The sequence below is a fragment of the Sphingomonas sp. Leaf67 genome (assembly GCF_001421965.1).
Lineage (GTDB): Bacteria > Pseudomonadota > Alphaproteobacteria > Sphingomonadales > Sphingomonadaceae > Sphingomonas.
This window is the reverse complement of the sequence record NZ_LMLP01000025.1, coordinates 181,884-206,162: the sequence shown is the minus strand read 5'-3', so window position 1 is coordinate 206,162 and position 24,279 is coordinate 181,884. Positions and strand designations below refer to the sequence as shown.

The 24,279-nt window shown below is 65.8% G+C and carries 27 protein-coding genes; 13 read left to right on the top strand and 14 right to left on the bottom strand.

Going from position 1 to position 24,279, the window contains the following annotated elements; translation table 11 throughout:
- Positions 1–110: 110 nt before the first annotated feature.
- Entirely contained in the window at positions 111–578 is a 468-nt protein-coding gene (locus ASE90_RS18800; protein ID WP_235531957.1) for an EF-hand domain-containing protein, read from the bottom strand.
- Positions 579–789: 211 nt separating this feature from the next.
- Between ASE90_RS18800 and purB the strand changes: the two genes are divergently transcribed.
- On the top strand, positions 790–2,100 hold the full coding sequence (gene purB / locus ASE90_RS18795) for an adenylosuccinate lyase (protein ID WP_056004580.1): 1,311 nt from the start codon (positions 790–792) through the stop codon (positions 2,098–2,100).
- Between the two features lie 111 nt (positions 2,101–2,211).
- On the opposite strand, the gene ASE90_RS18790 is transcribed toward purB, so the two are convergent.
- From ASE90_RS18790 to dnaK, 3 genes are all read right to left on the bottom strand, one after another.
- The gene (locus ASE90_RS18790) at positions 2,212–2,763 is read right to left on the bottom strand and encodes a GNAT family N-acetyltransferase (RefSeq protein WP_056004578.1); all 552 of its coding nucleotides are present in this window, start codon (positions 2,761–2,763) and stop codon (positions 2,212–2,214) included.
- 158 nt (positions 2,764–2,921) lie between these two features.
- Complete coding sequence (gene dnaJ / locus ASE90_RS18785; protein ID WP_056004576.1) at positions 2,922–4,046, bottom strand: molecular chaperone DnaJ; 1,125 nt, start codon at positions 4,044–4,046, stop codon at positions 2,922–2,924.
- Positions 4,047–4,168: 122 nt separating this feature from the next.
- The gene (gene dnaK / locus ASE90_RS18780) at positions 4,169–6,079 is read right to left on the bottom strand and encodes a molecular chaperone DnaK (protein WP_056004574.1); all 1,911 of its coding nucleotides are present in this window, start codon (positions 6,077–6,079) and stop codon (positions 4,169–4,171) included.
- 154 nt (positions 6,080–6,233) lie between these two features.
- Between dnaK and ASE90_RS18775 the strand changes: the two genes are divergently transcribed.
- Together ASE90_RS18775 and ASE90_RS18770 are read left to right on the top strand one after the other, a co-directional pair.
- Positions 6,234–6,662 carry a copper chaperone PCu(A)C gene (locus ASE90_RS18775; protein ID WP_156361661.1) on the top strand — a complete coding sequence of 143 codons (429 nt, stop codon included), beginning with the start codon at positions 6,234–6,236 and terminating at the stop codon, positions 6,660–6,662.
- A complete protein-coding gene (locus tag ASE90_RS18770) occupies positions 6,659–7,120 on the top strand; it encodes a vgr related protein (protein ID WP_156361660.1) in 462 nt (153 codons plus the stop codon). The genes ASE90_RS18775 and ASE90_RS18770 overlap by 4 nt, the downstream gene beginning before the upstream one ends.
- 3 nt (positions 7,121–7,123) lie before the next feature.
- Here the strand turns inward: ASE90_RS18770 and ASE90_RS20810 are convergent, their stop codons facing one another.
- Complete coding sequence (locus ASE90_RS20810; RefSeq protein ID WP_056004568.1) at positions 7,124–7,936, bottom strand: energy transducer TonB; 813 nt, start codon at positions 7,934–7,936, stop codon at positions 7,124–7,126.
- A 128-nt stretch (positions 7,937–8,064) separates the two neighbouring features.
- Between ASE90_RS20810 and ASE90_RS18760 the strand changes: the two genes are divergently transcribed.
- From ASE90_RS18760 to ASE90_RS19415, 8 genes are all read left to right on the top strand, one after another.
- Positions 8,065–8,871 (top strand): DUF1206 domain-containing protein, encoded by an 807-nt coding sequence (locus ASE90_RS18760; protein WP_056004567.1) that lies wholly within the window; start codon positions 8,065–8,067, stop codon positions 8,869–8,871.
- A complete protein-coding gene (locus ASE90_RS18755; protein WP_200910960.1) occupies positions 8,868–9,236 on the top strand; it encodes a GCN5-related N-acetyltransferase in 369 nt (122 codons plus the stop codon). The genes ASE90_RS18760 and ASE90_RS18755 overlap by 4 nt, the downstream gene beginning before the upstream one ends.
- Positions 9,233–12,196, top strand: coding sequence for an excinuclease ABC subunit UvrA (gene uvrA / locus ASE90_RS18750; protein ID WP_056004565.1), 2,964 nt, complete (start codon positions 9,233–9,235; stop codon positions 12,194–12,196). The genes ASE90_RS18755 and uvrA overlap by 4 nt, the downstream gene beginning before the upstream one ends.
- Positions 12,197–12,373: 177 nt before the next feature.
- Positions 12,374–12,520: a hypothetical protein gene (locus ASE90_RS20080; protein ID WP_156361659.1), complete on the top strand. Its 147-nt coding sequence runs from the start codon at positions 12,374–12,376 to the stop codon at positions 12,518–12,520.
- Between the two features lie 86 nt (positions 12,521–12,606).
- Entirely contained in the window at positions 12,607–13,023 is a 417-nt protein-coding gene (locus ASE90_RS18745) for a glycine zipper 2TM domain-containing protein (protein WP_056004563.1), read from the top strand.
- A gap of 185 nt (positions 13,024–13,208) precedes the next feature.
- A complete protein-coding gene (locus ASE90_RS18740; protein WP_056004561.1) occupies positions 13,209–13,421 on the top strand; it encodes a cold-shock protein in 213 nt (70 codons plus the stop codon).
- 68 nt (positions 13,422–13,489) lie between these two features.
- Positions 13,490–13,699 (top strand): hypothetical protein, encoded by a 210-nt coding sequence (locus ASE90_RS18735; protein ID WP_056004559.1) that lies wholly within the window; start codon positions 13,490–13,492, stop codon positions 13,697–13,699.
- A gap of 52 nt (positions 13,700–13,751) precedes the next feature.
- Positions 13,752–14,078 carry a hypothetical protein gene (locus ASE90_RS19415; RefSeq protein ID WP_082449938.1) on the top strand — a complete coding sequence of 109 codons (327 nt, stop codon included), beginning with the start codon at positions 13,752–13,754 and terminating at the stop codon, positions 14,076–14,078.
- Between the two features lie 20 nt (positions 14,079–14,098).
- Here ASE90_RS19415 and ASE90_RS18730 read toward each other — a convergent pair whose 3' ends face one another.
- From ASE90_RS18730 to ASE90_RS18690, 9 genes are read right to left on the bottom strand one after another with little or no spacing between them, the layout of a single operon-like run.
- Positions 14,099–16,129, bottom strand: coding sequence for a TonB-dependent receptor plug domain-containing protein (locus tag ASE90_RS18730; protein ID WP_056004557.1), 2,031 nt, complete (start codon positions 16,127–16,129; stop codon positions 14,099–14,101).
- Positions 16,130–16,150: 21 nt separating this feature from the next.
- A complete protein-coding gene (locus ASE90_RS18725) occupies positions 16,151–16,498 on the bottom strand; it encodes a HesB/IscA family protein (protein ID WP_056004555.1) in 348 nt (115 codons plus the stop codon).
- Positions 16,498–16,962 (bottom strand): SUF system Fe-S cluster assembly protein, encoded by a 465-nt coding sequence (locus ASE90_RS18720; RefSeq protein WP_056004553.1) that lies wholly within the window; start codon positions 16,960–16,962, stop codon positions 16,498–16,500. Before ASE90_RS18720 ends, ASE90_RS18725 begins: the two co-directional genes overlap by 1 nt.
- Positions 16,959–18,182: a cysteine desulfurase gene (locus tag ASE90_RS18715; protein WP_056004551.1), complete on the bottom strand. Its 1,224-nt coding sequence runs from the start codon at positions 18,180–18,182 to the stop codon at positions 16,959–16,961. The genes ASE90_RS18720 and ASE90_RS18715 overlap by 4 nt, the downstream gene beginning before the upstream one ends.
- On the bottom strand, positions 18,161–19,237 hold the full coding sequence (locus ASE90_RS18710; protein ID WP_056004549.1) for a SufD family Fe-S cluster assembly protein: 1,077 nt from the start codon (positions 19,235–19,237) through the stop codon (positions 18,161–18,163). The genes ASE90_RS18715 and ASE90_RS18710 overlap by 22 nt, the downstream gene beginning before the upstream one ends.
- Positions 19,237–19,980, bottom strand: coding sequence for a Fe-S cluster assembly ATPase SufC (gene sufC / locus ASE90_RS18705; protein ID WP_056004547.1), 744 nt, complete (start codon positions 19,978–19,980; stop codon positions 19,237–19,239). Before sufC ends, ASE90_RS18710 begins: the two co-directional genes overlap by 1 nt.
- 44 nt (positions 19,981–20,024) lie before the next feature.
- Positions 20,025–20,321: a hypothetical protein gene (locus ASE90_RS18700; protein ID WP_056004545.1), complete on the bottom strand. Its 297-nt coding sequence runs from the start codon at positions 20,319–20,321 to the stop codon at positions 20,025–20,027.
- Positions 20,318–21,781, bottom strand: coding sequence for a Fe-S cluster assembly protein SufB (gene sufB, locus ASE90_RS18695; protein ID WP_056004543.1), 1,464 nt, complete (start codon positions 21,779–21,781; stop codon positions 20,318–20,320). The genes ASE90_RS18700 and sufB overlap by 4 nt, the downstream gene beginning before the upstream one ends.
- Complete coding sequence (locus ASE90_RS18690) at positions 21,781–22,209, bottom strand: RrF2 family transcriptional regulator (RefSeq protein ID WP_056004636.1); 429 nt, start codon at positions 22,207–22,209, stop codon at positions 21,781–21,783. Before ASE90_RS18690 ends, sufB begins: the two co-directional genes overlap by 1 nt.
- 377 nt (positions 22,210–22,586) lie before the next feature.
- Between ASE90_RS18690 and ASE90_RS18685 the strand changes: the two genes are divergently transcribed.
- A complete protein-coding gene (locus ASE90_RS18685) occupies positions 22,587–23,573 on the top strand; it encodes a quinone-dependent dihydroorotate dehydrogenase (RefSeq protein ID WP_056004541.1) in 987 nt (328 codons plus the stop codon).
- Entirely contained in the window at positions 23,573–24,250 is a 678-nt protein-coding gene (locus tag ASE90_RS18680; RefSeq protein ID WP_056004539.1) for an HPP family protein, read from the top strand. The genes ASE90_RS18685 and ASE90_RS18680 overlap by 1 nt, the downstream gene beginning before the upstream one ends.
- The last annotated feature ends 29 nt before the right edge of the window (positions 24,251–24,279 follow it).

Sequence of the window (24,279 nt, the reverse complement as noted above, 5' to 3'; positions counted from 1 at the left end):
GGATCAAGTCCGGGGTGACGTTCAGGGTTGGGAAGGCGGCGCGCCCACCAACAGAAAAAACCGCCGGGATCGCTCCCGGCGGTCGTATCGATATCGGCGTTGGCAGGCGGTCAGGCGCTCTGGCTCAGGAAGCTGGTCAGCTCGGCCTTCGACACCGCCTTCGACTTGTCCTTGTCGGCCTGTGCAAAGGCCTGCTTGACCCACGTCTTCACCGCCGGCTTTTCAGCGGTTACGCCGGGTTCGCTCGCCGAGCGCAGGGCGACCATCCATTCGCCGAACTGCTTCTCGGTCAACTGGCCCTTCCCGTCCTTGTCATATTTCGGGAACTCCGCCTCGACGATCTGCGCGATCTGCGTGCCGCTGGCGGGCTGTCCCGCTTCGGCGGTGGTCTGCGCGGTCTGGGTCGCCGGATCGGCCGCGGCCGCCTGCGTTGCCGATGCGGCGGGGTCGGCAGCAGTCGCGGCCGGATCAGCGGGGACCGTCTGCGCGGTCGGGGCAGTCGTTTGCGCCGGTGCTGCATCCTGTGCAAATGCCGGGGTCGACATCAGGACGGCGCTAGCGAGAAGAATACGCTTCATCATCGAATTTTTCCTTTCGGATTGCTTCGGTCTTTCATCCAGCCGGTCCGATGTTCGCTCGAACGACTGTGCGATGATGAAGCTTATCTAGGTCGTTTCGGGGTAGATTGAACCCCCTTTCGCAGCTCGTCTATCGCAGGACAGGCTCGATTCGTCCCCGACTTGTTGCTAGGGCGCGGCAAACCGTTCGCCCGTTTTGAAAGGCCCACACATGATTCCGCGCTATTCCCGCCCCGAAATGACTGCGCTGTGGGAGCCCCAGTCGCGATTCCGCATCTGGTTCGAGATCGAGGCACACGCCACCGACGCGCTGGCCGAACTGGGCGTGGTGCCAAAGGCAGCTGCCGAAAAGATCTGGGCGATGAACGACGCCGATTTCGACGTCGCGCGGATCGACGCGATCGAGGCGGAGACAAAGCACGACGTCATCGCCTTCCTGACGCATGTTTCGGAACGGACCGGGCCGGAAGCGCGCTTCCTGCATCAGGGGATGACCAGCTCTGACGTCCTCGACACCTGTCTGGCGGTGCAGCTGGCGCGGGCATCGGACATCCTTCTCGCCGATCTCGACAAGCTGCTGGCGGTGATCGAGCGGCGCGCGCGCGAGCACAAGCTGACCCCGACGATCGGCCGCAGCCATGGCATCCATGCCGAGCCGGTGACGTTCGGGCTGAAGCTGGCACAGGCCTATGCCGAGTTCGACCGCTGCCGCACCCGGTTGCGCAATGCGCGGGCGGAAGTGGCGACTTGTGCGATTTCGGGCGCGGTCGGAACGTTCGCCAACATCGACCCGCGCGTCGAGGAGCATGTCGCGCAGAAGATGGGGTTGAGCGTCGAGCCGGTATCGACGCAGGTCATCCCGCGCGACCGCCATGCCATGTATTTCGCGACGCTGGGCGTGATCGCCGGATCGATCGAGCGGCTGGCCACCGAAATCCGCCATTTGCAGCGCACCGAAGTGCTGGAGGCGGAAGAATATTTCTCGCCGGGGCAGAAGGGTTCGTCGGCGATGCCGCACAAGCGCAATCCGGTGCTGACCGAAAACCTGACCGGCCTTGCCCGCATGGTGCGTGGTTATGTGACGCCGGCGCTGGAGAATGTCGCGCTGTGGCATGAGCGCGACATCTCGCACTCGTCGGTCGAGCGCTATATCGGCCCCGACGCGACGATCACACTCGATTTCGCGCTGGCGCGCCTGACCGGGGTGATCGACAAGCTGGTCGTCTATCCGGCGCGGATGGAGAAGAACCTGAACAAGATGGGCGGCCTCGTCCATTCGCAGCGGGTGCTGCTGGCGCTGACGCAGGCAGGAGCCAGCCGCGAGGATTCGTATCGCTGGGTCCAGCGTAACGCGATGAAGGTGTGGGAATCGGACGGCGAATTGTCGCTGCTCGAATTGCTGAAGGCCGATCCGGACGTCGCCGCTGCGCTGTCGGCGGAGGAGATCGAGAGCCGGTTCGATCTCGGCTATCACTACAAGCATGTCGACACGATCTTCGCCCGGGTGTTCGGCGAAGCGTGATCGAAGCGCCCCGCCGGGCATCGGTCCGGCGGGGATGCAGCAGGCGGGGTAGAGGCCGAGCCGCTCGTTGCGGGTGCGATGATCCCGCCGCCGCCGGATCGCGCGTTGCGGCTATCGCGTCGTCGGGTTCGGGTGCGCCGTGGCGATACCACCGGAAGTTCGCGTGCCATCGACCGGGCAGGCGACCGGCCGCTCCATATAGACGGCGTCCGCGCCGAAGCCCGCCGCGCCGCCGGGGGCGGCGATGAAGCCCTGTCGTGCCCAATAGCCATCGGCCCCGCCGACCGCGATCAGCGCGAGCACCGGGATAGCGCGGCGCGTGGCAATGTCGTCAAGGATCGGGAGCAGGCATTCGACCGCGCGGGTGCCGCGTGCGGCCGGGGCGACGACGACATCGTGCAGATACCAGCAATCGGCGCTGGGCGGCAGGTCGCCCAGCAGCGTGTGCATCGCCGGCGGCGCGAGGCGGTGCCACGGATGGCTGATGCAATGGCCAACGACCGTGCCGTCGTCGGCCGCAAGGACCCAGCAGCCCTCGGCGCTGAGCGCGATGCGTTCGGCGTAGAGGTCCGTCGCCTCGCCATACTCGCCCAGTTCGGCACACGCGAGCGCGGCGATGCGCGGCGCGTCGTCGGCGCGGGCGAGACGCCACTGGGCGGTCATGGCTGTTTCGTCCTTGGTCGGTGTCGGGATGGCATTACAACCCTCCGTCATCCCGGCGCAGGCCGGGATCCATTGTGTCGGGTGTTCACGCATATTATGCGACGGCCTGCCGTCCGCAGATCCCGGCCTGCGCCGGGATGACGGGAAGACGGCAGCCCCTACCCGCCGAGCGCGGTTTTCAAGCGACTGAAGAAACCGCTCGATTCGGGGCATTCGTCGCCGGTCTCGGTCTCGCGGAATGCTTCGAGCAGTTCCTTTTGCCGCGTCGACAGACGGGTCGGGGTTTCCACCTCGATATGGATGACCATGTCGCCATGGCCGCGCCCCTGCAGCACCGGCATGCCGGCACCACGCTGGCGCAGTTCCTTGCCCGACTGGATGCCCGCCGGAATACGGATGCTGTGCTTCTGCCCGTCGAGACCGGGAATCTCGATCAAGCCGCCCAGCGCCGCCGTCGTGAAGCTGATCGGCGCGCGCGCATGGAGCGCGGTGCCCTCGCGTTCGAACAGCGCATGCCGTTTGACATGGAGGAAAATGTAGAGATCGCCGGCCGGCGCACCGCGTGCCCCTGCCTCGCCCTCGCCGGTCAGACGGATGCGGGTGCCTTCGTCGACGCCGGGGGGTACGTTGACCTCCAGCGTCTTGGTCTGGTCGACCCGGCCCTCACCGTTACAGACCGGGCACGGATCGGCGATGACCTGTCCCGCGCCGTGGCAGGTCGGGCAGGCGCGCTCGACGACGAAAAAGCCCTGCTGCGCCCGTACCTTGCCATGGCCGGCGCAGGTCTGACACGTCCGCGCCTTGGTGCCCGGCGACGCGCCGCTGCCGCCGCACGGGGCACAACCGGTCGAGAGGTCGACGGTGATCTGCGTGTTCTTGCCGTGGAACGCCTCTTCGAGCGTGACTTCCATGTCGTAGCGCAGGTCGGCGCCGCGCCGGGGGCCGGCCCGGCCACCCTGCCGCCCGCCGCCCATGAATTCGCCGAACACGCTTTCGAAGATATCGGAAAAGCCGTTGAAGTCCTGCGCACCGCCACCGGCACCGCCCGCGCCCTGACGGAACGCGGCATGGCCGTAGCGGTCGTACGCCGCGCGCTTCTGCGGGTCTTTCAGGCAGTCATAGGCTTCGTTGATCGCCTTGAACTTCGCCTCGGAATCCTTGCAGCCGGCATTCTTGTCCGGATGATATTTGATCGCGAGCTTGCGGTACGACGATTTGATCGTTCCCGCATCCGCGGTACGCTCGCATTGGAGCAGTTCGTAGAAATCGACTTCGGTGGTCATCAAAAAGCCCTCTCCCCTTCAGGGGAGAGGGTTGGGAGAGGGGGTTTCAAACCGAAACCGCCCCGCGACTGCCCCTCTCCCCGGCCCTCTCCCCTGAAGGGGAGAAGGAGGGGCGTTCCGTTTTACGCCTTGCGGCTGTCGTCGACTTCCGAGAATTCGGCGTCGACGACGTCGTCGTCGGCCTTCTTCTCCTGCGCGGTGTCGGCAGCGGGCGAGGCTTCGGCCTGCTGCTGCTTTTCGTAGATCGCCTGACCCAGCTTCATGGCAACCTGCGCCAGCGCCTGGCTCTTTTCGGTCATGCGGTCGCTGTCACCGCTTTCGACCGCTGCCTTGGTCTCGGCGACCGCGGCTTCGATCTCCGACTTCAGCGACGCGTCGACCTTGTCGCCGTTATCGGCCAGCTGACGCTCGGTGGTGTGGATCAGCGATTCCGCGTTGTTGCGGGCTTCGGCCGAGGCGCGACGCTTCTTGTCCTCTTCCGCGAACTGTTCGGCGTCCCGCACCATCTGGTCGATGTCGTTGTCCGACAGACCACCCGATGCCTGGATGCGGATCTGCTGTTCCTTGCCGGTGCCCTTGTCCTTGGCCGACACGTTGACGATGCCGTTGGCGTCGATGTCGAACGTGACCTCGATCTGCGGCACGCCGCGTGGCGCGGGCGGTATGCCGACCAGATCGAACTGGCCGAGCATCTTGTTGTCCTGCGCCATTTCGCGCTCGCCCTGAAACACGCGGATCGTCACCGCACCCTGATTGTCGTCGGCGGTCGAATAGACCTGCGACTTCTTGGTCGGGATGGTGGTGTTGCGGTCGATCATGCGGGTCATGATGCCGCCCAGCGTCTCGATGCCCAGCGACAGCGGGGTCACGTCGAGCAGCAGCACGTCCTTCACGTCGCCCTGCAGCACGCCCGCCTGAATCGCGGCACCGATCGCCACGACTTCGTCGGGGTTCACGCCGGTGTGCGGTTCCTTGCCGAAAAACTGCTTCACGACTTCGCGGACGCGCGGCATGCGCGTCATACCGCCGACCAGCACGACCTCATCGATCGCGCTCGCCTGCACGCCGGCATCGGCCAGCGCCTTCTTGCACGGCTCGAGCGTGCGCTTCACCAGATCCTCGACCAGACGTTCGAGGTCGGCACGGGTGATCGACTTGACGAGGTGCTTCGGACCAGTCGCGTCCGCCGTGATGAACGGCAGGTTGACTTCGGTCGTCTGCGCCGAGGACAGTTCGATCTTCGCCTTTTCAGCGGCTTCCTTGAGCCGCTGGAGCGCCAGCTTGTCCTTGGTCAGATCGATGCCTTCGATCTTCTTGAACTCGTCGGCGAGGAACTGCACGATCTTCGCGTCGAAATCTTCGCCGCCGAGGAAGGTGTCGCCGTTGGTCGCCTTCACCTCGAACACACCGTCGCCGATCTCGAGGACCGAGATGTCGAAGGTGCCGCCGCCAAGGTCATAGACCGCGATGGTCTTGTTATTGTCCTTGTCGAGGCCGTAGGCGAGCGCCGCCGCCGTCGGTTCGTTGATGATGCGCAGGACTTCAAGACCGGCGATCTTGCCGGCGTCCTTGGTCGCCTGACGCTGCGCATCGTTGAAATATGCCGGCACGGTGATGACCGCCTGCGTCACGGTTTCGCCGAGATACGACTCCGCCGTTTCCTTCATCTTCTGCAGGATGAACGCGCTGATCTGCGACGGCGAATATTCCTCGCCGCCCGCCTTCACCCACGCATCGCCGTTCGGCCCGCGCGCGATGGTGTAGGGAACCAGTTCGGTGTCCTTCTTAGTGACCGGATCGTCGAAGCGGCGGCCGATCAGGCGCTTCACTGCGAAGATCGTGTTGTCGCCGTTCGTCACTGCCTGACGCTTGGCCGGCTGGCCGATCAGACGCTCGCCATCCTTGGCGAAAGCGACGATCGACGGCGTGGTCCGCGCGCCTTCGGCGTTCTCGATGACCTTGGGGCTACCGCCCTCCATTACCGCGACGCAGCTGTTCGTCGTGCCCAGATCGATACCGATAACTTTAGCCATGGTCCCTCATTGGCCCCCGGGTTGAAATAATGTCTGGCCCGACCGGCACGGGGAGGTGCCAAGCGGGTCGTTCCGGAGGCGGATATAGGCAGGGTTCGGCTTGCCGCAAGATTATGCGCGGCATAGGGAACCGTATCGGATCGGGAGCGTGGGCGTGAAGACACGGTGGATGGCGTTGATGGCGGCGATCCTGCTGGCCGGATGCCAGCAAGGGCCGAGCGTTCGGGACGCCTGGGTAAGGCTGCCCGCCGTGCCGGGACGGCCGGCGGCGGGCTATGCGATCGTTCGGGGAGGATCGTCCGGAAACGACGTACTTACCAGCGTCGCCAGCCCGGCGGTCGCGCGGGCCGAACTGCATGAGAGCATGGCGAGCCATGGCGGCATGATGGCGATGCAACCGCTCGCCAAGGTCGCGATCAAGGGGACCGTCGGCTTTGGCCCCGGCGGCAAACATATCATGTTGTTCGGCCTGTCGAACGATCTGCGGGCGGGCGGCACGGTCCCGCTGACCTTCGGGTTCGACGACGGGACGAAAGTGACGGTCGATGCCCGACTGGTCGCCGCGGGCGATCCGGCACCCTGATGAAACGACCCCTGACCCCTTCCGAAGTCGAGCTTGCCCGAACGATGTTCGGCAATGCGATCGAGTATGACCGGGCGCGGGTGGCGAATGCCAAATGGGCGTTCTTTCAGCCGAAACAGGTCGCGATGGCGCCGACCGGCTGCATCCATTTCCATCCGGGCGGCACGCTCTACCGCAACGATTTCGCAAGCGCCGGTCGCGATCTGGCGGCATTGTTCCTGCACGAGATGATGCATATTCATCAGACCCAGCATCGCGGGCGATACTGGCTGCCGCTGATGCGGCATCCGCTGTGCACCTATCGCTATGCCATCGTGCCGGGAAAGCCGTTCGCGGCATACGGGATCGAGCAGCAGGCGGAGATCGTCCGCCACGCCTTTCTGCTCCGGCAGGGGATGGCGGTGAAGGACAAGCCGCCGCTGGAGGTATATGAGGCGCTGTTGCCGTTCGGGCGGTGATGGCTATCCGTGCGGCAACAGCCACATGACGCGCCGGGTCGAATAGGACTCCACCGGATTGCCCGCGGCGTCGAGCGCGGGGCGGCTGTAGCGGCCGCGCCGGAGAATGGCACCGCAGGCAGCCTTGTCGAGATCGTTCGATCCAGAAGATTGCAGGATTTTGCAGTCGGTCACGCGGCCGGCGGTCGAAATCGTCCATGCGATGACCACCATGCCCTGTTCGTGCTTCATCAGCGCCGATGCGGGATAATCGTCCTGCGTGATCCATTCGGCCGGACTATTGCTTGTGGCACGTGTAACGACGGCCGCCAGCTTCTTGGGATCATAGCCGAGCTGCTCCATCAAATTGACTTCGCATTTCTCCAGTGCGGCCAGCAGCGGCTTGTTCAGTGCCAGCGCGACGGAAATGACCGGCCCGCTTTTCGGACGCACGGTAAAAGTCGGGGCATCGACCAGACCTTCGAATTCGGCGCGGCTGATGTAATAGGTCAGCACGGCTCTGTCGCCGTCCGGAAAATAGACGCGGGTTCCGGGCTGCTTCTTGTCGAAGGTACGTCCGGGTGCCTCCAATGCCAGATTGAGCGATCCTTCCTTGCCCAGTTGCGCGCGGGTGCCGAGGATCACCGATTGCAGTTGATCGCTGAAAGGCGTTGGCTTGAACGCGACGATCACCGGATGCGCGGGGTCGCCATAGCCGCGACTGACGACGCACATCTTCTCGGCATATTCGACGGTCCAGCGGCTGGCCGGTGCCAATGGTGGCGGCGTCGCGCTCCCCGGCCCGATCAACAGCGCAGCCGACAGCAACAGTCGCATTACCCACTCCCCCATTCCCTGCCGCAAAGCTGACAGCGGTGCCGTGACAGCGCAAGCGTCGGTGCGGACCGGAACCGCACCCCTTCGTAAATGGTTGGCGCGGCGAAACGATTTGAAAGGCTTGCGTGATGACCACCCGACACGGCGCCACGCTCCTTGCCCGATTGGGCTTTGCGGCGCGGGGTATCGTCTATTGCCTCGTCGGCTGGTTCGCGATTGATGCGGCGTTGCGCGGGGGCAAGGTCGGCGACAATCAGGGTGCGATCGCCAGCCTTGCGGACGAACCGTTCGGCGAATGGATATTGGCGGCGATGGCGGCGGGACTTGCCGGCTATGCGCTGTGGCGGCTGGCCGAGGCGATCACCGATCCGCAAGCGCAGGGCACGACCGCCAAGGGTGCGTTCAAGCGCGCCGGCCATGCGATCAGCGGCATCGCCCACGTCATCCTCGCATGGACCGCCGCGAAACTGGCGGTTCATGCGCGCGAAGCGGGCGGCCGGGTCGGTGGCGAGGAAAGCACTCGCGACTGGACGGCATGGCTGCTTGGCCAGCCGCTGGGGCGGGTGCTGGTGGCGCTGGTCGCCGCCGGGCTGATCGGCGCGGCGCTGCAACAGGCGAAGAAGGCGTGGGACGGCAGCTTCGCGCGCGAAATGTCAGGGGGGACGCCGGTGCCCCAGCATGTCTGCACCATCGGCCGCATCGGCTATGGCGCGCGGGGGCTGGTGTTCGCGCTAATCGCCCTGTTCTTCGTCAGCGCGGCGTGGGCCGCCGATGCCGACGAGGCGGGCGGCATGGCCCATGCGCTGGCGACGCTGCAAAGCCAGACCGGGGGGCGGTGGCTGCTGACCGCGACCGGTCTCGGCTTCGTTGCCTTCGGCATCTACAGCTTCGTCGAGGCGCGCTGGCGGCGGATCTCGGTCGATTTGCCGGCATGATCCCCGATGCGATGCAGGCGCGGTGGCTCGACCTGACACGGCGCGAACTGCCGGGGTTGGCGGGGACACGCGGCTGGCCGGTGCGGGTCGATCATTGTTTCCAGCGGATCCTGCTCGACAATGCGTTCGGCGGCGTATGGTACGATCATGTCAGCGCGCGTCCGGCCTATGTCCATGCCGATCCGGCGGCGCTGGCGCGCGCGGTCGCGCTGGGCGAAGCGGTGATTGCCGGCTTGGTCGACCTGACCGAGCTGAACCGCCGCTCGCTCGACTGGCGTGGCAAGGCCCCCTCGAAACCGGCAGGCGGCACCCCCATGTCATCCGCTGGCAATTCCACAAGAACGAAGATAGAACGGACCGCATGAGCCTGACCCATATCTCCGTCCGCGGTGCGCGGGAGCATAACCTCAAGGGTGTCGATATCGACATCCCGCGCGATACGCTGACGGTCATCACCGGCCTGTCGGGTTCGGGCAAGTCCAGCCTTGCCTTCGACACCATCTATGCCGAAGGGCAGCGGCGTTATGTCGAATCGCTGTCGGCCTATGCGCGCCAGTTCCTCGAACTGATGCAGAAGCCGAACGTCGAACATATCGAGGGGCTGTCGCCCGCTATTTCGATCGAGCAGAAGACGACCAGCCGCAATCCGCGATCGACGGTCGCGACGGTCACCGAAATCTACGATTACATGCGGTTGCTGTGGGCGCGGGTCGGCGTGCCCTACTCCCCCGCCACCGGCCTGCCGATCAGTGCGCAGACGGTCAGCCAGATGGTCGACCGGGTGCTGGCGCTGCGCGAGGGAACGCGGCTGCTGCTGCTCGCGCCGGTCGTGCGCGGGCGCAAGGGCGAGTATCGCAAGGAACTGGCCGAATGGCAGAAGGCCGGGTTCCAGCGGGTGCGGATCAATGGCGAAGTCCATTTGATCGAGGATGCGCCCGCGCTCGACAAGAAGTTCAAGCATGACATCGAAGTCGTGGTCGACCGGCTGGTCGTGAACCCCGACGCAGCGACGCGGCTGGCCGAGAGTTTCGAGACCGCGCTGAAGCTGGCCGACGGCCTAGCCTATGTCGACCTGCTGGAAACGACGGTGGCGGAGGCGCAGCCGGGCAACCCGCCGATCGCCAGCGAACAGGGCGACCGCGCGACCGAGGCCGCGCCGCAGACCGGCAAGCTGAAGGGCGCCGGCATCCCCGACAACCGCATCGTCTTTTCCGAAAAATTCGCCTGTCCGGTCAGCGGTTTCACGATCAGCGAGATCGAGCCGCGCCTGTTCAGCTTCAACGCACCGCAAGGGGCCTGCCCGGCGTGCGACGGCCTTGGCGAACGGCTGGAGTTCGACGAGGACCTGATCGTCCCGAACCACGAATTGTCGATCAAGAAGGGTGCGGTGGTGCCGTGGGCGAAGTCCAACCCGCCCTCCCCCTATTACATGCAGGTGCTGGGGTCGCTGGCCAAGGCATACGACTTCTCGCTCGACACCGGGTGGAAGGATCTGCCCGAAGAAGCGCAGCGGGTGATCCTGCACGGCACCGCCGGCAAGCCGGTGACGCTGACCTTCATCGACGGCAAGAAGGCGTATGACGTCAAGAAGCCGTTCGAAGGCGTGCTCGGGAACCTCAACCGCCGGATGCTGTCGACCGAAAGCGCGTGGATGCGCGAGGAACTGGCCAAATATCAGGCGTCGCAGCCGTGCGAGACCTGCCACGGCGCGCGGTTGAAGCCCGAGGCGCTGGCGGTGAAGGTGGCGATGCAGGACATCGCCTATGCCACGCACCTGTCGGTGGTCGATGCGCTGCGGTTCTTCGAATCGCTGCCCGAGCATTTCAACGCGCAGCAAAAGGCGATCGCCCAGTCGATCCTGAAGGAAATCGTCGAGCGGCTCGGCTTCCTCAACAATGTCGGGCTGGATTATCTGAACCTCGACCGGACCAGCGGCACGCTGTCGGGCGGCGAGAGCCAGCGAATTCGCCTCGCGTCACAGATCGGCAGTGGGCTGTCGGGGGTGCTGTATGTGCTCGACGAACCGTCGATCGGGCTGCACCAGCGCGACAATGACATGCTGCTCGCGACGCTGCGGCGGCTGCGTGACCTTGGCAATACCGTGCTGGTCGTCGAGCATGACGAGGATGCGATCCGCAGCGCCGATTATGTCATCGACATGGGGCCGGGCGCGGGCGTCCATGGTGGCGAGGTCGTTGCCAAGGGAACGCTGAAACAGCTGCTGAAGTCGAAGGGATCGATCACCGCCGACTATCTGAACGGCACCCGGTCGGTGCCGCTGCCCGACAAGCGGCGCAAGGGCAATGGCAAGAAGCTGACGGTGCACAACGCCACCGCCAACAACCTGACCGGCGTCACCGCGTCGTTGCCGCTGGGCACCTTTACGTGCATCACCGGCGTGTCGGGATCGGGCAAGTCGAGCTTCACGATCGACACCCTCTATGCCGCCGCCGCCCGCACGCTGAACGGCGCGCGGATCGTGCAGGGCAAGCATGACAAGATCACCGGGCTGCAACATCTCGACAAGGTGATCGACATCGACCAGTCGCCGATCGGGCGCACGCCGCGGTCCAATCCGGCGACCTATACCGGTGCGTTCACGCAGATCCGCGACTGGTTCGCAGGGCTCCCCGAGGCACAGGCGCGTGGCTACAAGCCCGGCCGGTTCAGCTTCAACGTCAAGGGTGGCCGCTGCGAGGCGTGCCAGGGCGACGGCGTGCTGAAGATCGAGATGCATTTCCTTCCAGACGTTTATGTGACCTGCGACGTGTGTCACGGCGCGCGCTACAATCGCGAGACGTTGGAGGTGAAGTTCAAGGGGATGAGCATCGCCGACGTCCTCGACATGACGGTCGAGGATGCGGTCGAATTCTTCAAGGCGGTGCCACCGATCCGCGACAAGATGGCGATGCTGGCCGAAGTCGGCCTTGGGTACGTCAAGGTCGGGCAGCAGGCGACGACGCTGTCGGGCGGCGAGGCGCAGCGAGTGAAGCTGGCCAAGGAACTGGCCCGCCGCGCGACCGGCAACACGCTGTACATCCTCGACGAACCGACCACCGGCCTGCATTTCGAGGACGTGCGCAAATTGCTGGAAGTGCTCCACCAGTTGGTGGAGCAAGGCAATACGGTGGTGGTGATCGAACATAATCTCGACGTCATCAAGACCGCCGACTGGATATTGGACATGGGACCGGAGGGTGGCGTGAAGGGCGGTCGCGTGGTTGCCGAAGGCACGCCCGAGAAGGTCGCGGCAGTCGACGGGAGCTTCACGGGGAAGTATCTCAAGCCGTTGCTTGACCCGGTAAGGGCGCAGGCGGCAGAGTGACCGGTGCGCGCGCCGTTCGAGGCGCGCGCACAGGTATCGAACAGGCCCGGCTGTTGTTTCGCTCTCATCCCGGCGTCGACCGGGACGATATTTACCGGCGGGCACGCTGCGAAAGCGCAGGCGATTAGGGCATCCGGGAGTTGTAGCCCAAATGGCGAGGATTGGTTGGCTCCGCGCATGGACCCTGCCGGATGCGCTACGGCCTTAACGGAACGCCGCGCCGCGCTCGGCAATCCCGAACTGCCGCGCAACCCCGGCAACGACCGAACCGACAGCAAGCGCACGTTGCTGGCCGCGATCGAAGCGGCGGGCGGGCGCTGGTAAAGCCGGCGACACGGACGAGATCGACGGAACAACCCTTTCCGCGCGGCATTCGGACTTGATCGATATCAAGCGAAGGACCTGTCGACATGCGTGCGCTTACCCTCGGCCTCGTCGCCGCTGCCACCCTTGTTTCCGGATGCTCCGATTACGGCATGGGCGGCGGTGGTCCGCGATATGCCGATGCCGGCTATGGCCGCTATGACTATGACCGGCCCGATCCATCGTATAACGGCTATGATGCCGCGCGTTATTACCGCGACGATCAGCGCTATCGCGAGCGTCGCCTGTCGCGCAACGACCGCGTCTATGTCGGGCAGGACGGCCGCTATTATTGCCGCCGCACCGATGGCACGACCGGCCTGATCATCGGCGGCATTGCGGGTGGTGTGCTCGGATCGGCACTGCGTCCGGGCGGTTCGGGGTTGCTGGGTGCGTTGCTCGGCGGGGCGGCCGGGGCGGCAGGTGGTCAGGCCATCGATCGCAACAACGTGCGCTGCCGCTGACCTCCGACGACCGTTTGAATGTTCGATCGACCCGCTCCCTTGCAAGGGGGCGGGTCAATCCCCATTTAGCCTTTGCTACAGTCGCAAATCGATGGTGTCCTGCTTTGCGGCATGTTCCTTCTTTCCCTGCTGTCTACGGCGCGGGTGATGGGCGTTCCGTCGCCTGCAAATCGAAAGGAACCTGCATGGCCACGCTTGGCACCGTAAAATTCTTCAACATGGACAAGGGCTATGGCTTCATCGCGCCGGATAATGGCGGCGAAGATGCTTTCGTCCATATCTCGGCCGTCGAGCGCGCCGGGATGGTGACGCTGAACCAGAACCAGCGCGTCGGATTCGAGCTGGAAGAGGATCGCCGCGGTCGCGTGAGCGCGGTGAACCTGACCGCCGCCGACTGATCGGTTCGTGGGTGCGGGCGGATCGTCTGCCCGCACCTTCCTCCAGCAAGTAAAAAGGTCCCGCCCCCTTGGCTGATACCTCCGAAGCATACCGCGCCCGTGCCGCCGTCGAACGCGCCAATGCCGATGCCGCGACGCTGGACAATGTCCGTGACCGTTGCCGTCGTGCCGAGCATGCGTGGACCGAAATGGCCGAGCGCGCCGAGCGCACCACCGAGCAGCGCCTGATCCGCGAAGCCGCGACGGTACGTCGGTCGGAAACGCTGGCCCACGATTGAACCTGCGTGTGGCCCGGTCGTTGGACCGGTTGACAGGCAAGAGGTAAGATTGATGGCCAAGCACAAGAAACAAAAGCCCAAATCCCGCAAGGCGGGTGTCTCGACACTGCGCACCGTGGCATTGGGGGTCGCGGGGATCGCGGTCGGTTTGTTCGGTGTACTGCTTGCACGACGCAAGGTACCGAGCGAAGGACATGCCGCTCCCGATTTGGCACTGGACAAGCCGCGCGCTGCCAGCGACCGGGCACCAGAGGCTTTTCGCCCCGATCCGACTGCACCTGTATCGCCGTCCGAGCGTGAAGGACTTCGTCCCGCGACCGGCCCCGTGCCATTGATCGTCGAGCCACGCGGAAGCATGGCCTCGCAGACCGGGGCTTGACCGCGCAGGCAGCCGTTCGATCAGCTGCCAAACCGTACCCCCAACCATAATGTCCGTGGCGATGCGCGTTCTATGACGCCATCGCCGCCGACAGCCGCCTCGATCCGGGCGTTGGTGAGGTTTTCCGCCCGCCCCTGCAACGATAACCCATGCGACAGCGGTACCGATACGACCGCGTCGAGCGTGGTCGCATCGGCAAGACGACGCTGGTTCGCATCGTCCTCATACTGGTCCGATACGTAGCGGAGCGTTGCCGCCGCCCGCCAGCCGGCTCGCTGCCAGCCGAGCGTTGCCGAGCCGCTATGGGCAGGCGTCTGGGCCGGGCGCAGACTATCGAGTACGCCACCGTCAACGATCCGGGCATCGGTATAGGCGTAGGACAGGCGCGCATCCCAAGCACCCCAGCCGGTCGATGCATCGATTTCGGCACCACGCACCCGGACATGATCGAGATTGGCGCGGCGGCGAAAGACGCCGGCGGCTGAAACGAAGCCGACACCCGCAAAGGTGCCGGGTCCATTGGCGACGGTCACGTTGGCGATCGCATCGCGCAGGTCGTTGGCAAAGCCGGTCGCGGCGATGCGGGTGCGGGCAGCAGGCCGAAGTTCGAGTCCGACCTCCCCGCCCCACAACGTCTCCGGCGACAGCGCGGCATTGGCGGCGGTAGCGTCGGCACCAACCCGGAACGGACGGTAGAGCTCGTTGAGCGTCGGCAACCGCCAACCGCGATAGCCTGCCGCCCGGACCGTCAGCGCCGGGTCGAGTATCCATGCGACCCCTGCCCGTCCGGTTGGCTGCCAGCCGCTGCGCGTGGCGAAGCGTTGATCGGTGAGCGTCGCGCCGGTCAGCAATACCTCTTGTAATCGTCCCGTCGCGATCGTCCAGCGATCGATTCTGCCGCCTGCACTCAGCACGAAATCGCCGCTAGCAAGGCTGGCGTCGGTGAACAGGCCGCCGGTAGTATTGCGTCCACCCGCGACCCGCCGCCGGGTAGGGTTGCCCGCGACATAGGTGTATAATTCCTGCGTTTTGCCGCTGACGACGCGCACGTCGCCCCCCAATCGGAACGACAGGCTGCCGAAATCGGGCGCGATCTCCGCCCGGCCGCCGATCCCGGTCGCGGGGACGTTGTACTGGTCGAGCGTCGGCGCGGTCGTCGCGCGGCCGGTCCCGACGCTGGCGAAGCGACTGGCAAAGGCACGGGTCTGGAGATAGCCGAGCAGCGACCAGCCGGTCGGTCCACGCCCGACCAGCCGGACGCTGGCATCGGCCCCTTCGCTGCGATTGTCGGTGAAATCGAGACCGCGGTCGCGACGGTCGGTGAAGCCGGATACATTCGCCTGCAACTCGGTCGCCGCACCGACCTGCACCACCGCGCGGGCGGCGGCGCTGGCCTGTTCGAACGGGGCCGCACGGTCGGCGGGGCCACGACTGCCGGCCACGATGGGCACGAAGCCGTCGCCACGGGCATAGGCTCCCGACAGGGTCGCGAAGCCGCCGCTCCGCGTCAGTCCGGCAGAACCGCGCGCGTCGATCGATTCCCGGTTGCCATAGCTGAGCGAGCCGCCAAACGGCGACAGGTCGTCCGGCGTCACGCTGTCGAGTTCGATCGTGCCGGCCAGCGCACCCGGTCCCGCGACGCCGCTCCCCCCGCCGCGCGTTACACGGACCCGTCCGATCCGGTCGGTGGCATAGGCGGGAAAGGCGACCCAGCCGCCGAACGGATCGGCCTGTGGTACACCGTCGAGCAGCAGGAGCGCGCGGCTGGACGCATTGCCGCCAAGGCCGCGCAGGGTGATGCCCTGGCTGGTCGGGTTGGCGGTGCGCGAGTCCGACCGGCGAAATTGCTGGAGACCGGCTACGTCGCGCAGCACGTCCTCGACCCGTCCGCTGGCCGAGGACAGGATACGGTCGCGGTCGATCGTGACGATGTCATAGACACGGTCGCCCGGCGCATCGGCCAGACCGCGCCCGGTAACGACGATTTCCGGAACGTCCTGTGCTGCCGCCGCCCCCGGCCACGCGGCCAACACCCACAAAAAACGCTTCACACCTGTCCCCCGATGGGACGATCAGACCGTGAAGCTTTCCCCGCACCCGCACGCGCCCTTGGCATTCGGATTGGCGAAGACGAAGCCCGCGGTGAAATCGTCCTCGACCCAGTCCATCGTCGAACCGATCAGGTACAGGATCGATCCGCCGTCGACGAAGAAGGTCCCGCCCGGCGTTTCGATGCGTTCGTCCATCAGGTTGGCGGCGGTCACGTAATCGACCGAATAGGCAAGACCCGAACAGCCGCGCCGGGGCGTCGACAGCTTTACGCCGATCGCTTGCGAAGGCGCCTTCGCCATCAGGTCGGCAATTCGCCGTTCGGCATTGGCGGTCAGGTTGATCGCGGCGGGGCGGAGGCGCGTAGCCATTACAGCATTCCCAGTTCGAGCTTGGCGTCGTCGGACATCTTCTGCGGATCCCATGGTGGATCCCAGACGAGATTGACGTCGGCGGTCGCGACGCCCGGCACCGCCGAAACGCGCAATTCGACCTCCGCCGGCATCGATTCCGCCACCGGGCAATGCGGCGTGGTCAGCGTCATCGTCACCGCGACATGCCCGTTGTCCGCGACGTCGACGCCGTAGATCAGGCCGAGGTCATAGATGTTGACCGGAATTTCGGGATCGAAGATTTCCTTGAGCGATGCGATGACCGCTTCATATACGTCGCCGCCCGGCTCGCCCGTCGGCTGCGGTTCTGGCTTTTGCGCCAGAAATCCGTCGAGATAGTCGCGGCGACGCGGCGGGGCTTCCTCCGCATCGGTTACGCGGGCGCGGGGTGGCGGCGTGACCGCCGTCACTTCCTCGACGTCGAAGCTGCGTTCGTCGTTCATCCGAAAATCCTGCTCACTCGTTCCAGTCCGCGTATCAGCGCGTCGACATCGGCCCGTCCGTTATACACGCCGAAGCTGGCCCGCGCAGTGGCGGGGACGCCCAGCACGTCCATCAGCGGTTGCGCACAGTGATGGCCGGCGCGGATCGCGACGCGTTCCTCATCCAAGATGGTGCCGACATCGTGCGGATGCACCCCCTCAACCACGAAACTGACGATCCCGGCGGCATCGTCCGGCCCGAGTAGTCGGACGGAGTTGATCCGGCCCAGCGCTCCGCGGGTCGCGGCGACCAGTGCGGTTTCATGCGCGTGGATCGCTTCCAGCCCGATGCTCTCGACATAATCGATCGCGGCGTGCAGCCCCAACGCGCCGACGATATGCGGCGTCCCCGCCTCGAACCGAGCGGGCGGCGGGGCATAGGTAGTGCGTTCGAAGGTCACACGGTCGATCATCGCGCCGCCGCCCTGCACCGGGTGCATCGATTCCAGCAGTTCCGCGCGACCCCACAGCACGCCGATGCCGGTCGGCCCGTACAGCTTGTGCCCGGAGAAGACATAGAAGTCGCAATCCAGCGCGGCGACGTCGACCGCAACGCGGGGCACCGCCTGACACCCGTCGAGCAACAGCTTCGCACCGACCGAATGGGCGATGTCGGCGGCGCGGCGACCGTCGAGCATCGATCCCAGTACGTTCGACACATGGGCCAGCGAGACCAGCCTGTGTTCGGGCCGGATCATCGCCGCCATCGCGTCGAGATCGATCCGCCCGTCCTGCGTCAGCGGCACGACGTCGATCGCGACGCCGATCCGCTCGGCGATCAACTGCCACGGCACGATATTCGAATGATGTTCGAGCATCGACAGCAAGATGCGGTCGCCGGTCTTCAGATGGCGTTCGGCCCAGCCCTGCGCGACCAGATTGATCCCCTCGGTCGCGCCACGCACGAACACGCATTCCTCGGGGACAGCGGCACCGATGAACGACGCGACGCGGCGACGCGCGGCCTCATAGGCAAGCGTCATGTCGGCCGAACGTTGATACACGCCGCGATGCACCGTGGCATAGGTCGTATCGTAGCCGCGCGTGATCGCATCGATCACCGACTGCGGTTTCTGTGAGGTCGCGGCGGTATCGAGATAGGACCAGCCGGCAGGGATCGCCGGAAAGTCGCTGACGCGGTCGAGGGGGGTGGTTTCGCTCAAAGCGCTGCCTCCAGCCATGCATCGGCATCGGCCGCGAAGGCTTCCCGCACAACATCCTCACCGATCCGGTCGAGCGAGTCCGCAACGAACGCCCTGGTCAGCAATGCCTTGGCCCGGGCCTCGCTGACGCCCCGGCTGCGCAGGTAGAACAGCGCCTTCGCGTCGAGCTCGCCGACCGTGGCGCCGTGCGCGCACTTCACATCGTCGGCGAAGATTTCGAGTTCGGGCTTCAGGTTCACCGTCGCCGTCCGTTGGAGTAACAAGCCCCGCAGCGACTGTTCGCCATCGGTCTTCTGCGCACCGCGCGCGACCTCGACGCGGGCGGCAAGGCTCGCCTGACTGCGGTCGGCGGCGACCGCGCGCCATGTCTGGCGGCTCGAACCGTTGAGCGCGGCGTGGCGGACGGCGACGGCGCATTCCTGCCGCTGCTGTTCGCGGGTCAGCAGCGCGCCGCCATAATCGACGAACGCGGCGTCCCCATCGAGCGTCAGTTGCGCGTCGATGCGGCTGCCCATGCCACCCGCGCCGAGGAACTGGGTAACGAGGCTTGCCGCCTCCCCCACCACCGCTTCGTCGCGGATCGACACGAAGCCATCCGACTGGAGCAGGCGGACGCTGCGCATCAGTCGAGCGCCGCGTTCGAGGTCGATCTGGGTCAGGCGGTTGGTCCAGCCGGTCCCGACATAGGTTTCCACGACCGACGCGACCGCATCCTCATCCAGCGTCAGGCGCGCGGGAAGATGGTTCTCCGCGCCGGTCGCGATATGGATGATCTGGACCGGGTCCGCGATCTCGGCCGCCGACAGGTCGATCGACCAGCCCGCCGCACCCGATGCCTGCACGCCCAGCGGGTGCGCGGTATCGAGGGTCAACGGCGACAGTGCAACATGGCCGGGCGTGCTGTGGTCGGGCGCATACATACCATCGACGAACAGGATGCGAGGCCCGGCAATGTCGAGCCAATAGCCATCGGCACTCGCCGCCACGCCGCGCACCGATGCCGCAGCGGCGGTCAGCGCGGCAAGGTCGGTCCAGCGGAACGCCTCTTGCGAGTTCGTAGGAAGCGTCGCCATTACGCCGCCACCGCTCCATAGCCTTCGCGTTCCAGCTCGTGCGCCAGTTCCTTGCCGCCCGAGCGCACGATGCGCCCGTCGGCGAGGACGTGAACGAAGTCGGGCTGCACATAGTCGAGCAGGCGCTGATAATGGGTGATGAGGATCACGCCCTTGTCGGGACGGCGCATGATGCGGTTGATGCCGTCGCCGACGATGCGCAGCGCATCGATGTCGAGGCCGCTGTCGGTCTCGTCGAGGATCGCCAGCTTCGGGTCGAGGATGCCCATCTGCACCATCTCGTTGCGCTTCTTCTCGCCGCCCGAAAAGCCGACATTCACCGGCCGCTTCATCATGTCCATGTTCATGCCGAGGCCATCGGCCTGCGCGCGGGCGAGCTTCAGGAACTCGGCACCCGACAACGGCTTTTCGTCACGGGCGCGGCGCTGGCTGTTCAGGCTTTCGCGCAGGAACTGGACGTTCGACACGCCGGGGATCTCGACCGGATACTGGAAGCCGAGAAACAGGCCGGCGGCGGCGCGGGCATCGGCCTCCATCTCCAGCAGGTCTTCACCGCCAAAGGTAACGCTGCCTTCGGTCACGTCGTACCCCGGACGCCCGCCCAGCACATAGCCGAGCGTCGACTTGCCGGCGCCGTTCGGTCCCATGATCGCATGGATCTCGCCCGCGTTCACGCTCAGCGACAGGCCCTTCAGGATTTCCTTGCCGTCGATTTCGGCGTGGAGGTTTTCGATCTTCAGCATGTTCCGTCCTGTTCGTGCGGGCCTGACCCGCGTATCTCAAAAGCTTAGGGCGTCGTGCCCGCGACCGGTTCGGTGCCGAACTCGGCCTCGGCGGCATCCGGGTTGGTCAGCACCGATTTCATCGACGCATCGATCTTGTCGAGCATCGGACCGTGTGCCTTCGCCACCTTCGCCCGCACCGGGGCGCAGGCCTTGGCCGCATCGTCGAAGATTGCGACGCGACCGGCAGCTTCGGTCGGCGGCTTGGCCATGCGCGGATCGGTATTGATCCGCTCCGACAGGCAGTCGGCATAGGGCGCGGTCGGCGCGACCGCCTGTAGCGCCAGTGCGAGCAGGATCACCCCACCGACCCTTCCAGTGAAATGCCGAGCAGCTTCTGCGCCTCGACCGCGAATTCCATCGGCAGCTGTTGCAGCACTTCGCGGGCGAAGCCGTTGACGATCAGCGCGACCGCCGCCTCCGAATCCAACCCCCGCTGCCGCGCGTAGAACATCTGGTCTTCGGAAATCTTGCTGGTCGTCGCCTCATGCTCGATCTGTGCCGAGGGGTTCTTCACCTCGATATACGGCACGGTGTGCGCGCCGCACTGGTCGCCCAGCAACAGGCTGTCGCACTGGGTAAAGTTACGCACCCCTTCCGCCGAGGGGGCGACGCGCACCAGCCCGCGATAGGTATTGTCGCTGCGTCCGGCGCTGATCCCCTTCGACACGATCGTCGAGCGCGACCCCTTGCCCAGATGGATCATCTTGGTACCGGTATCGGCCTGCTGGCGATTGTTGGTGACGGCGACCGAATAGAATTCGCCGACGCTGTTCTCACCCGCCAGCACGCACGACGGATATTTCCACGTGATCGCCGATCCGGTTTCGACCTGCGTCCACGACACCTTGCTGTTCTTGCCCTGACACAGCGCGCGCTTCGTCACGAAATTGTAGATGCCGCCCTTGCCGTTCTCGTCGCCGGGATACCAGTTCTGGACGGTCGAGTATTTGATCTCGGCATCGTCCAGCGCGACCAGCTCGACCACCGCCGCGTGCAACTGGTTCTCGTCGCGCATCGGCGCGGTGCAGCCTTCGAGATAGCTGACGTAAGAGCCCTTGTCGGCGACGATCAGCGTGCGTTCGAACTGGCCGGTATTTTCGGCGTTGATCCGGAAATAGGTGGACAGCTCCATCGGGCAACGCACGCCCTCCGGAATGTAGACGAACGTCCCGTCCGAAAAGACCGCGCTGTTGAGCGTCGCGAAGAAATTGTCACGCTGTGGCACGACCTTGCCCAGCCACTTGCGGACGAGATCGGGATATTCGCGGATTGCCTCGCTGATCGAGCGGAAGATGACACCCGCAGCTTCCAGTTCCTTGCGGAAGGTCGTCGCGACCGACACGCTGTCGAACACCGCGTCGACCGCGACCTTGCGCGATCCCTCGACGCCCGCGAGCACCTTCTGCTCCTCGATCGGGATGCCGAGCTTTTCATAGACGCGCAGGATTTCGGGATCGACCTCGTCCAGCGAGCCGAGCTTCGGCTTCGCCTTCGGCTCGGCGTAATAATACGCGTCCTGATAATCGATCGGATCGATGTTCAGCTTCGACCAGTCGGGCGCCTCCATCGTCAGCCACAGGCGATACGCCTTCAGCCGCCAGTCGAGCATCCATTCGGGCTCGTTCTTCTTGGCGCTGATATAGCGGACCGTATCTTCGCTCAGCCCCTTGGGCGCGAAGTCCTGTTCGATGTCCGAGGAGAAACCCCACTCGTACTTCTTGTTCGCGGCGGCGAGCGCCTCGGCATTCTTCGTGGCCATCACACTACCTCTTGGGGCATCGCCCCGGTGTTCGCGAGTTGGGCGAGCGTCACGCCCGCCAGAGCGCCCCGGACCACGGCGTTGACCGTGCCGGCATGGGGTCGGATCATGCAGTTCGTCTCCACCGCGCAATCATGGCGCGCGGCATCGACGCAGGTGGTCAGCGCGATCGGCCCCTCGATCGCCTCGATGATCTGCGCCAGATCGATCGTGGCCGGCGTCCGCGCGAGGCGGAAGCCGCCACCGGTGCCGCGTCCCGTCTCGATCAGCCCGGCGGCCGACAGCCGGCTGACCAGTTTCTGCACGGTCGGCAGCGGCAGGCCGGTCTCCTCCGCCAGCATCGTCGCCGTCGCGCGCGCATCCCCACCCCGCCGCGCGGTAGCGGCGAGCAGGACGACGGCATAGTCGGCAAGGCTGGAAAGGCGCATGATTTCCTTAATCGGATCATTCCGGTCGGATTGGCATGTGGTCGTGGCGGGGCGATAGGTCAACCGGGTATGTTTCGATTGCTGTGATCGATTGTCGGGGTCGGATAAGTTTTCGGTTTCATGCGAAGGCGCGAGGGCGCGGAGGCTGTTGTGCCTGCGGATAGGTCAGCTGCGCCAGCGGCCTTCATGCTACTGGCTGTGCTCAAAGGAAGACAGCCTCGCTGACGCGAGACAAGCAGCGACCGCAACACCCTCCGCGTCTCTGCGCCTCCGCGCGAACCATTCTTCTTCTCCGCGCCTTCGCGCCTTCGCGCCTTCGCGTCTTCGCGTGAAACCGAATCTTCCTTCCGCCGCCCGCCAACGATACAGCGCCGTCCATGGCATGGTATCACCCGCTCCTCTTCGCCCTTGACGCCGAACGCGCGCATTCACTGACGATCGCCATGCTGGAAGCGTGGGGGAAAGCCGGGACGCCGATGGCACCCGGCACCGACGTCGCCCATGCGGTGACGGTCGCCGGTATCCGCTTCCCCAACCCGATCGGGCTGGCGGCAGGCGTCGACAAGGATGCGCGGGCAGTCACCGGTTTTCTTGGCCTCGGCTTCGGCTTCGTCGAGGTCGGCACGCTGACCCCCAAACCGCAGCCGGGCAATCCGAAACCGCGCATCTTCCGCCTGCCCGAGGACCGGGGCGTGGTGAACCGCCTCGGCTTCAACAATGGCGGGATCGACGCGGCGCTGGCGCGGGTCGCGGCGCTCACCCCCCGTCCCGGCATCATCGGCATCAATGTCGGCGCGAACAAGGATTCGGCGGATCGCATCGCCGATTACGGGACCGCGGTCGCGAAGGCGGCGCCGCTGGCCGATTATGTCACCATCAACATTTCCAGCCCGAACACGCCGGGCCTGCGCGACCTGCAATCGCAGCCCGAACTGGGCCAGTTGATCGCCGCCAGCGACGCCGCCCGCCATGTCGGAGGCAAGCGCGTACCGCTATTCCTGAAAGTCGCGCCCGATCTGTCGCGCGACGGAATGGAGGTCGCGGTCCGCGCGGCGATCGACGGCGGGGTCGATGGGCTGATCGTGTCGAACACCACCATCTCGCGACCGACCACGCTGCGGTCGGCGAACGCGAACGAGACCGGCGGGCTGTCGGGCGCACCGCTCGCAGGGCTGGCGCTCGCCAAGCTGGTCGAGGCGCGCGAGATCGCGGGCGGCGCGATCCCGCTGATTTCGGCGGGTGGCGTCGGATCGGCGGACGAGGCGCGGCGGCGGCTCGATGCCGGGGCCAGCCTCGTCCAGCTGTACAGCGCGCTCGTCTACGAAGGCCCCGGCCTCGCCCGGCGGATCGTCGCCGGATTGTGATGCGGCTGTTCCGGCCGCTGCTCGCCAATGCCGGGTTCGGGCGGCGGATCATCGCCTGCATCGGCGCGGCGATCGGCATCGCGCTGACCATGGTCGTCTGCGCGCAGGTGCCGTGGATCGAAGGCGACCTGCCGATCATCGTCGCGCCGCTCGGGGCATCGGCGGTGCTGGTATTCGCGGTGCCGGCCAGTCCGCTGGCACAGCCATGGCCAGTGGTCGGCGGCAACATCCTGTCGACGCTGGTCGGCGTGGCAGCATTTCAGGCGATCCCGACCGTGACCGTCGCCGCCGGGGTCGCGGTCGGCTGCGCGATCTTCGTCATGTCGCTATGCCGTTGCCTGCATCCGCCGGGCGGGGCGGCGGCGCTGACGGCGGTGATCGGCAGTGCGGGCATCCATGACGCCGGCTATGCCTTTGCCTTCGCGCCGGTCGGAATCAATTCGATCGCGCTGGTGTCGATCGGTATGTTCTATCACCGGATGACCGCGCTGACCTATCCGCACGAACCCGCGTCCCCGGTCGCGATCGCCGCTGCGGTCGAACCGGACGGGATCCGGGTCGAGGATATCGACGCGGCGTTGGCCGAGACGCCGGATGCGTTCGATATCGCGCGGGAGGATCTGACGTTGCTGCTCGAACGGGCGGAGCATTTCGCGCGGGTACGGCGGAAGAATTAGGGTTTCACGCAAAGGCGCGAAGACGCGGA

Coding starts and splice junctions, on each gene's coding strand:
- ASE90_RS18800 (WP_235531957.1), bottom strand. CDS start 578: ATGAAGCGTATTCTTCTCGCTAGCGCCGTCCTGATGTCGACCCCGGCA.
- purB (WP_056004580.1), top strand. CDS start 790: ATGATTCCGCGCTATTCCCGCCCCGAAATGACTGCGCTGTGGGAGCCC.
- ASE90_RS18790 (WP_056004578.1), bottom strand. CDS start 2,763: ATGACCGCCCAGTGGCGTCTCGCCCGCGCCGACGACGCGCCGCGCATC.
- dnaJ (WP_056004576.1), bottom strand. CDS start 4,046: ATGACCACCGAAGTCGATTTCTACGAACTGCTCCAATGCGAGCGTACC.
- dnaK (WP_056004574.1), bottom strand. CDS start 6,079: ATGGCTAAAGTTATCGGTATCGATCTGGGCACGACGAACAGCTGCGTC.
- ASE90_RS20810 (WP_056004568.1), bottom strand. CDS start 7,936: ATGCGACTGTTGCTGTCGGCTGCGCTGTTGATCGGGCCGGGGAGCGCG.
- ASE90_RS18760 (WP_056004567.1), top strand. CDS start 8,065: ATGACCACCCGACACGGCGCCACGCTCCTTGCCCGATTGGGCTTTGCG.
- ASE90_RS18755 (WP_200910960.1), top strand. CDS start 8,868: ATGATCCCCGATGCGATGCAGGCGCGGTGGCTCGACCTGACACGGCGC.
- uvrA (WP_056004565.1), top strand. CDS start 9,233: ATGAGCCTGACCCATATCTCCGTCCGCGGTGCGCGGGAGCATAACCTC.
- ASE90_RS20080 (WP_156361659.1), top strand. CDS start 12,374: ATGGACCCTGCCGGATGCGCTACGGCCTTAACGGAACGCCGCGCCGCG.
- ASE90_RS18745 (WP_056004563.1), top strand. CDS start 12,607: ATGCGTGCGCTTACCCTCGGCCTCGTCGCCGCTGCCACCCTTGTTTCC.
- ASE90_RS18740 (WP_056004561.1), top strand. CDS start 13,209: ATGGCCACGCTTGGCACCGTAAAATTCTTCAACATGGACAAGGGCTAT.
- ASE90_RS19415 (WP_082449938.1), top strand. CDS start 13,752: ATGGCCAAGCACAAGAAACAAAAGCCCAAATCCCGCAAGGCGGGTGTC.
- ASE90_RS18725 (WP_056004555.1), bottom strand. CDS start 16,498: ATGGCTACGCGCCTCCGCCCCGCCGCGATCAACCTGACCGCCAATGCC.
- ASE90_RS18720 (WP_056004553.1), bottom strand. CDS start 16,962: ATGAACGACGAACGCAGCTTCGACGTCGAGGAAGTGACGGCGGTCACG.
- ASE90_RS18715 (WP_056004551.1), bottom strand. CDS start 18,182: ATGGCTGGAGGCAGCGCTTTGAGCGAAACCACCCCCCTCGACCGCGTC.
- ASE90_RS18710 (WP_056004549.1), bottom strand. CDS start 19,237: ATGGCGACGCTTCCTACGAACTCGCAAGAGGCGTTCCGCTGGACCGAC.
- sufC (WP_056004547.1), bottom strand. CDS start 19,980: ATGCTGAAGATCGAAAACCTCCACGCCGAAATCGACGGCAAGGAAATC.
- sufB (WP_056004543.1), bottom strand. CDS start 21,781: ATGGCCACGAAGAATGCCGAGGCGCTCGCCGCCGCGAACAAGAAGTAC.
- ASE90_RS18690 (WP_056004636.1), bottom strand. CDS start 22,209: ATGCGCCTTTCCAGCCTTGCCGACTATGCCGTCGTCCTGCTCGCCGCT.
- ASE90_RS18685 (WP_056004541.1), top strand. CDS start 22,587: ATGGCATGGTATCACCCGCTCCTCTTCGCCCTTGACGCCGAACGCGCG.
- ASE90_RS18680 (WP_056004539.1), top strand. CDS start 23,573: ATGCGGCTGTTCCGGCCGCTGCTCGCCAATGCCGGGTTCGGGCGGCGG.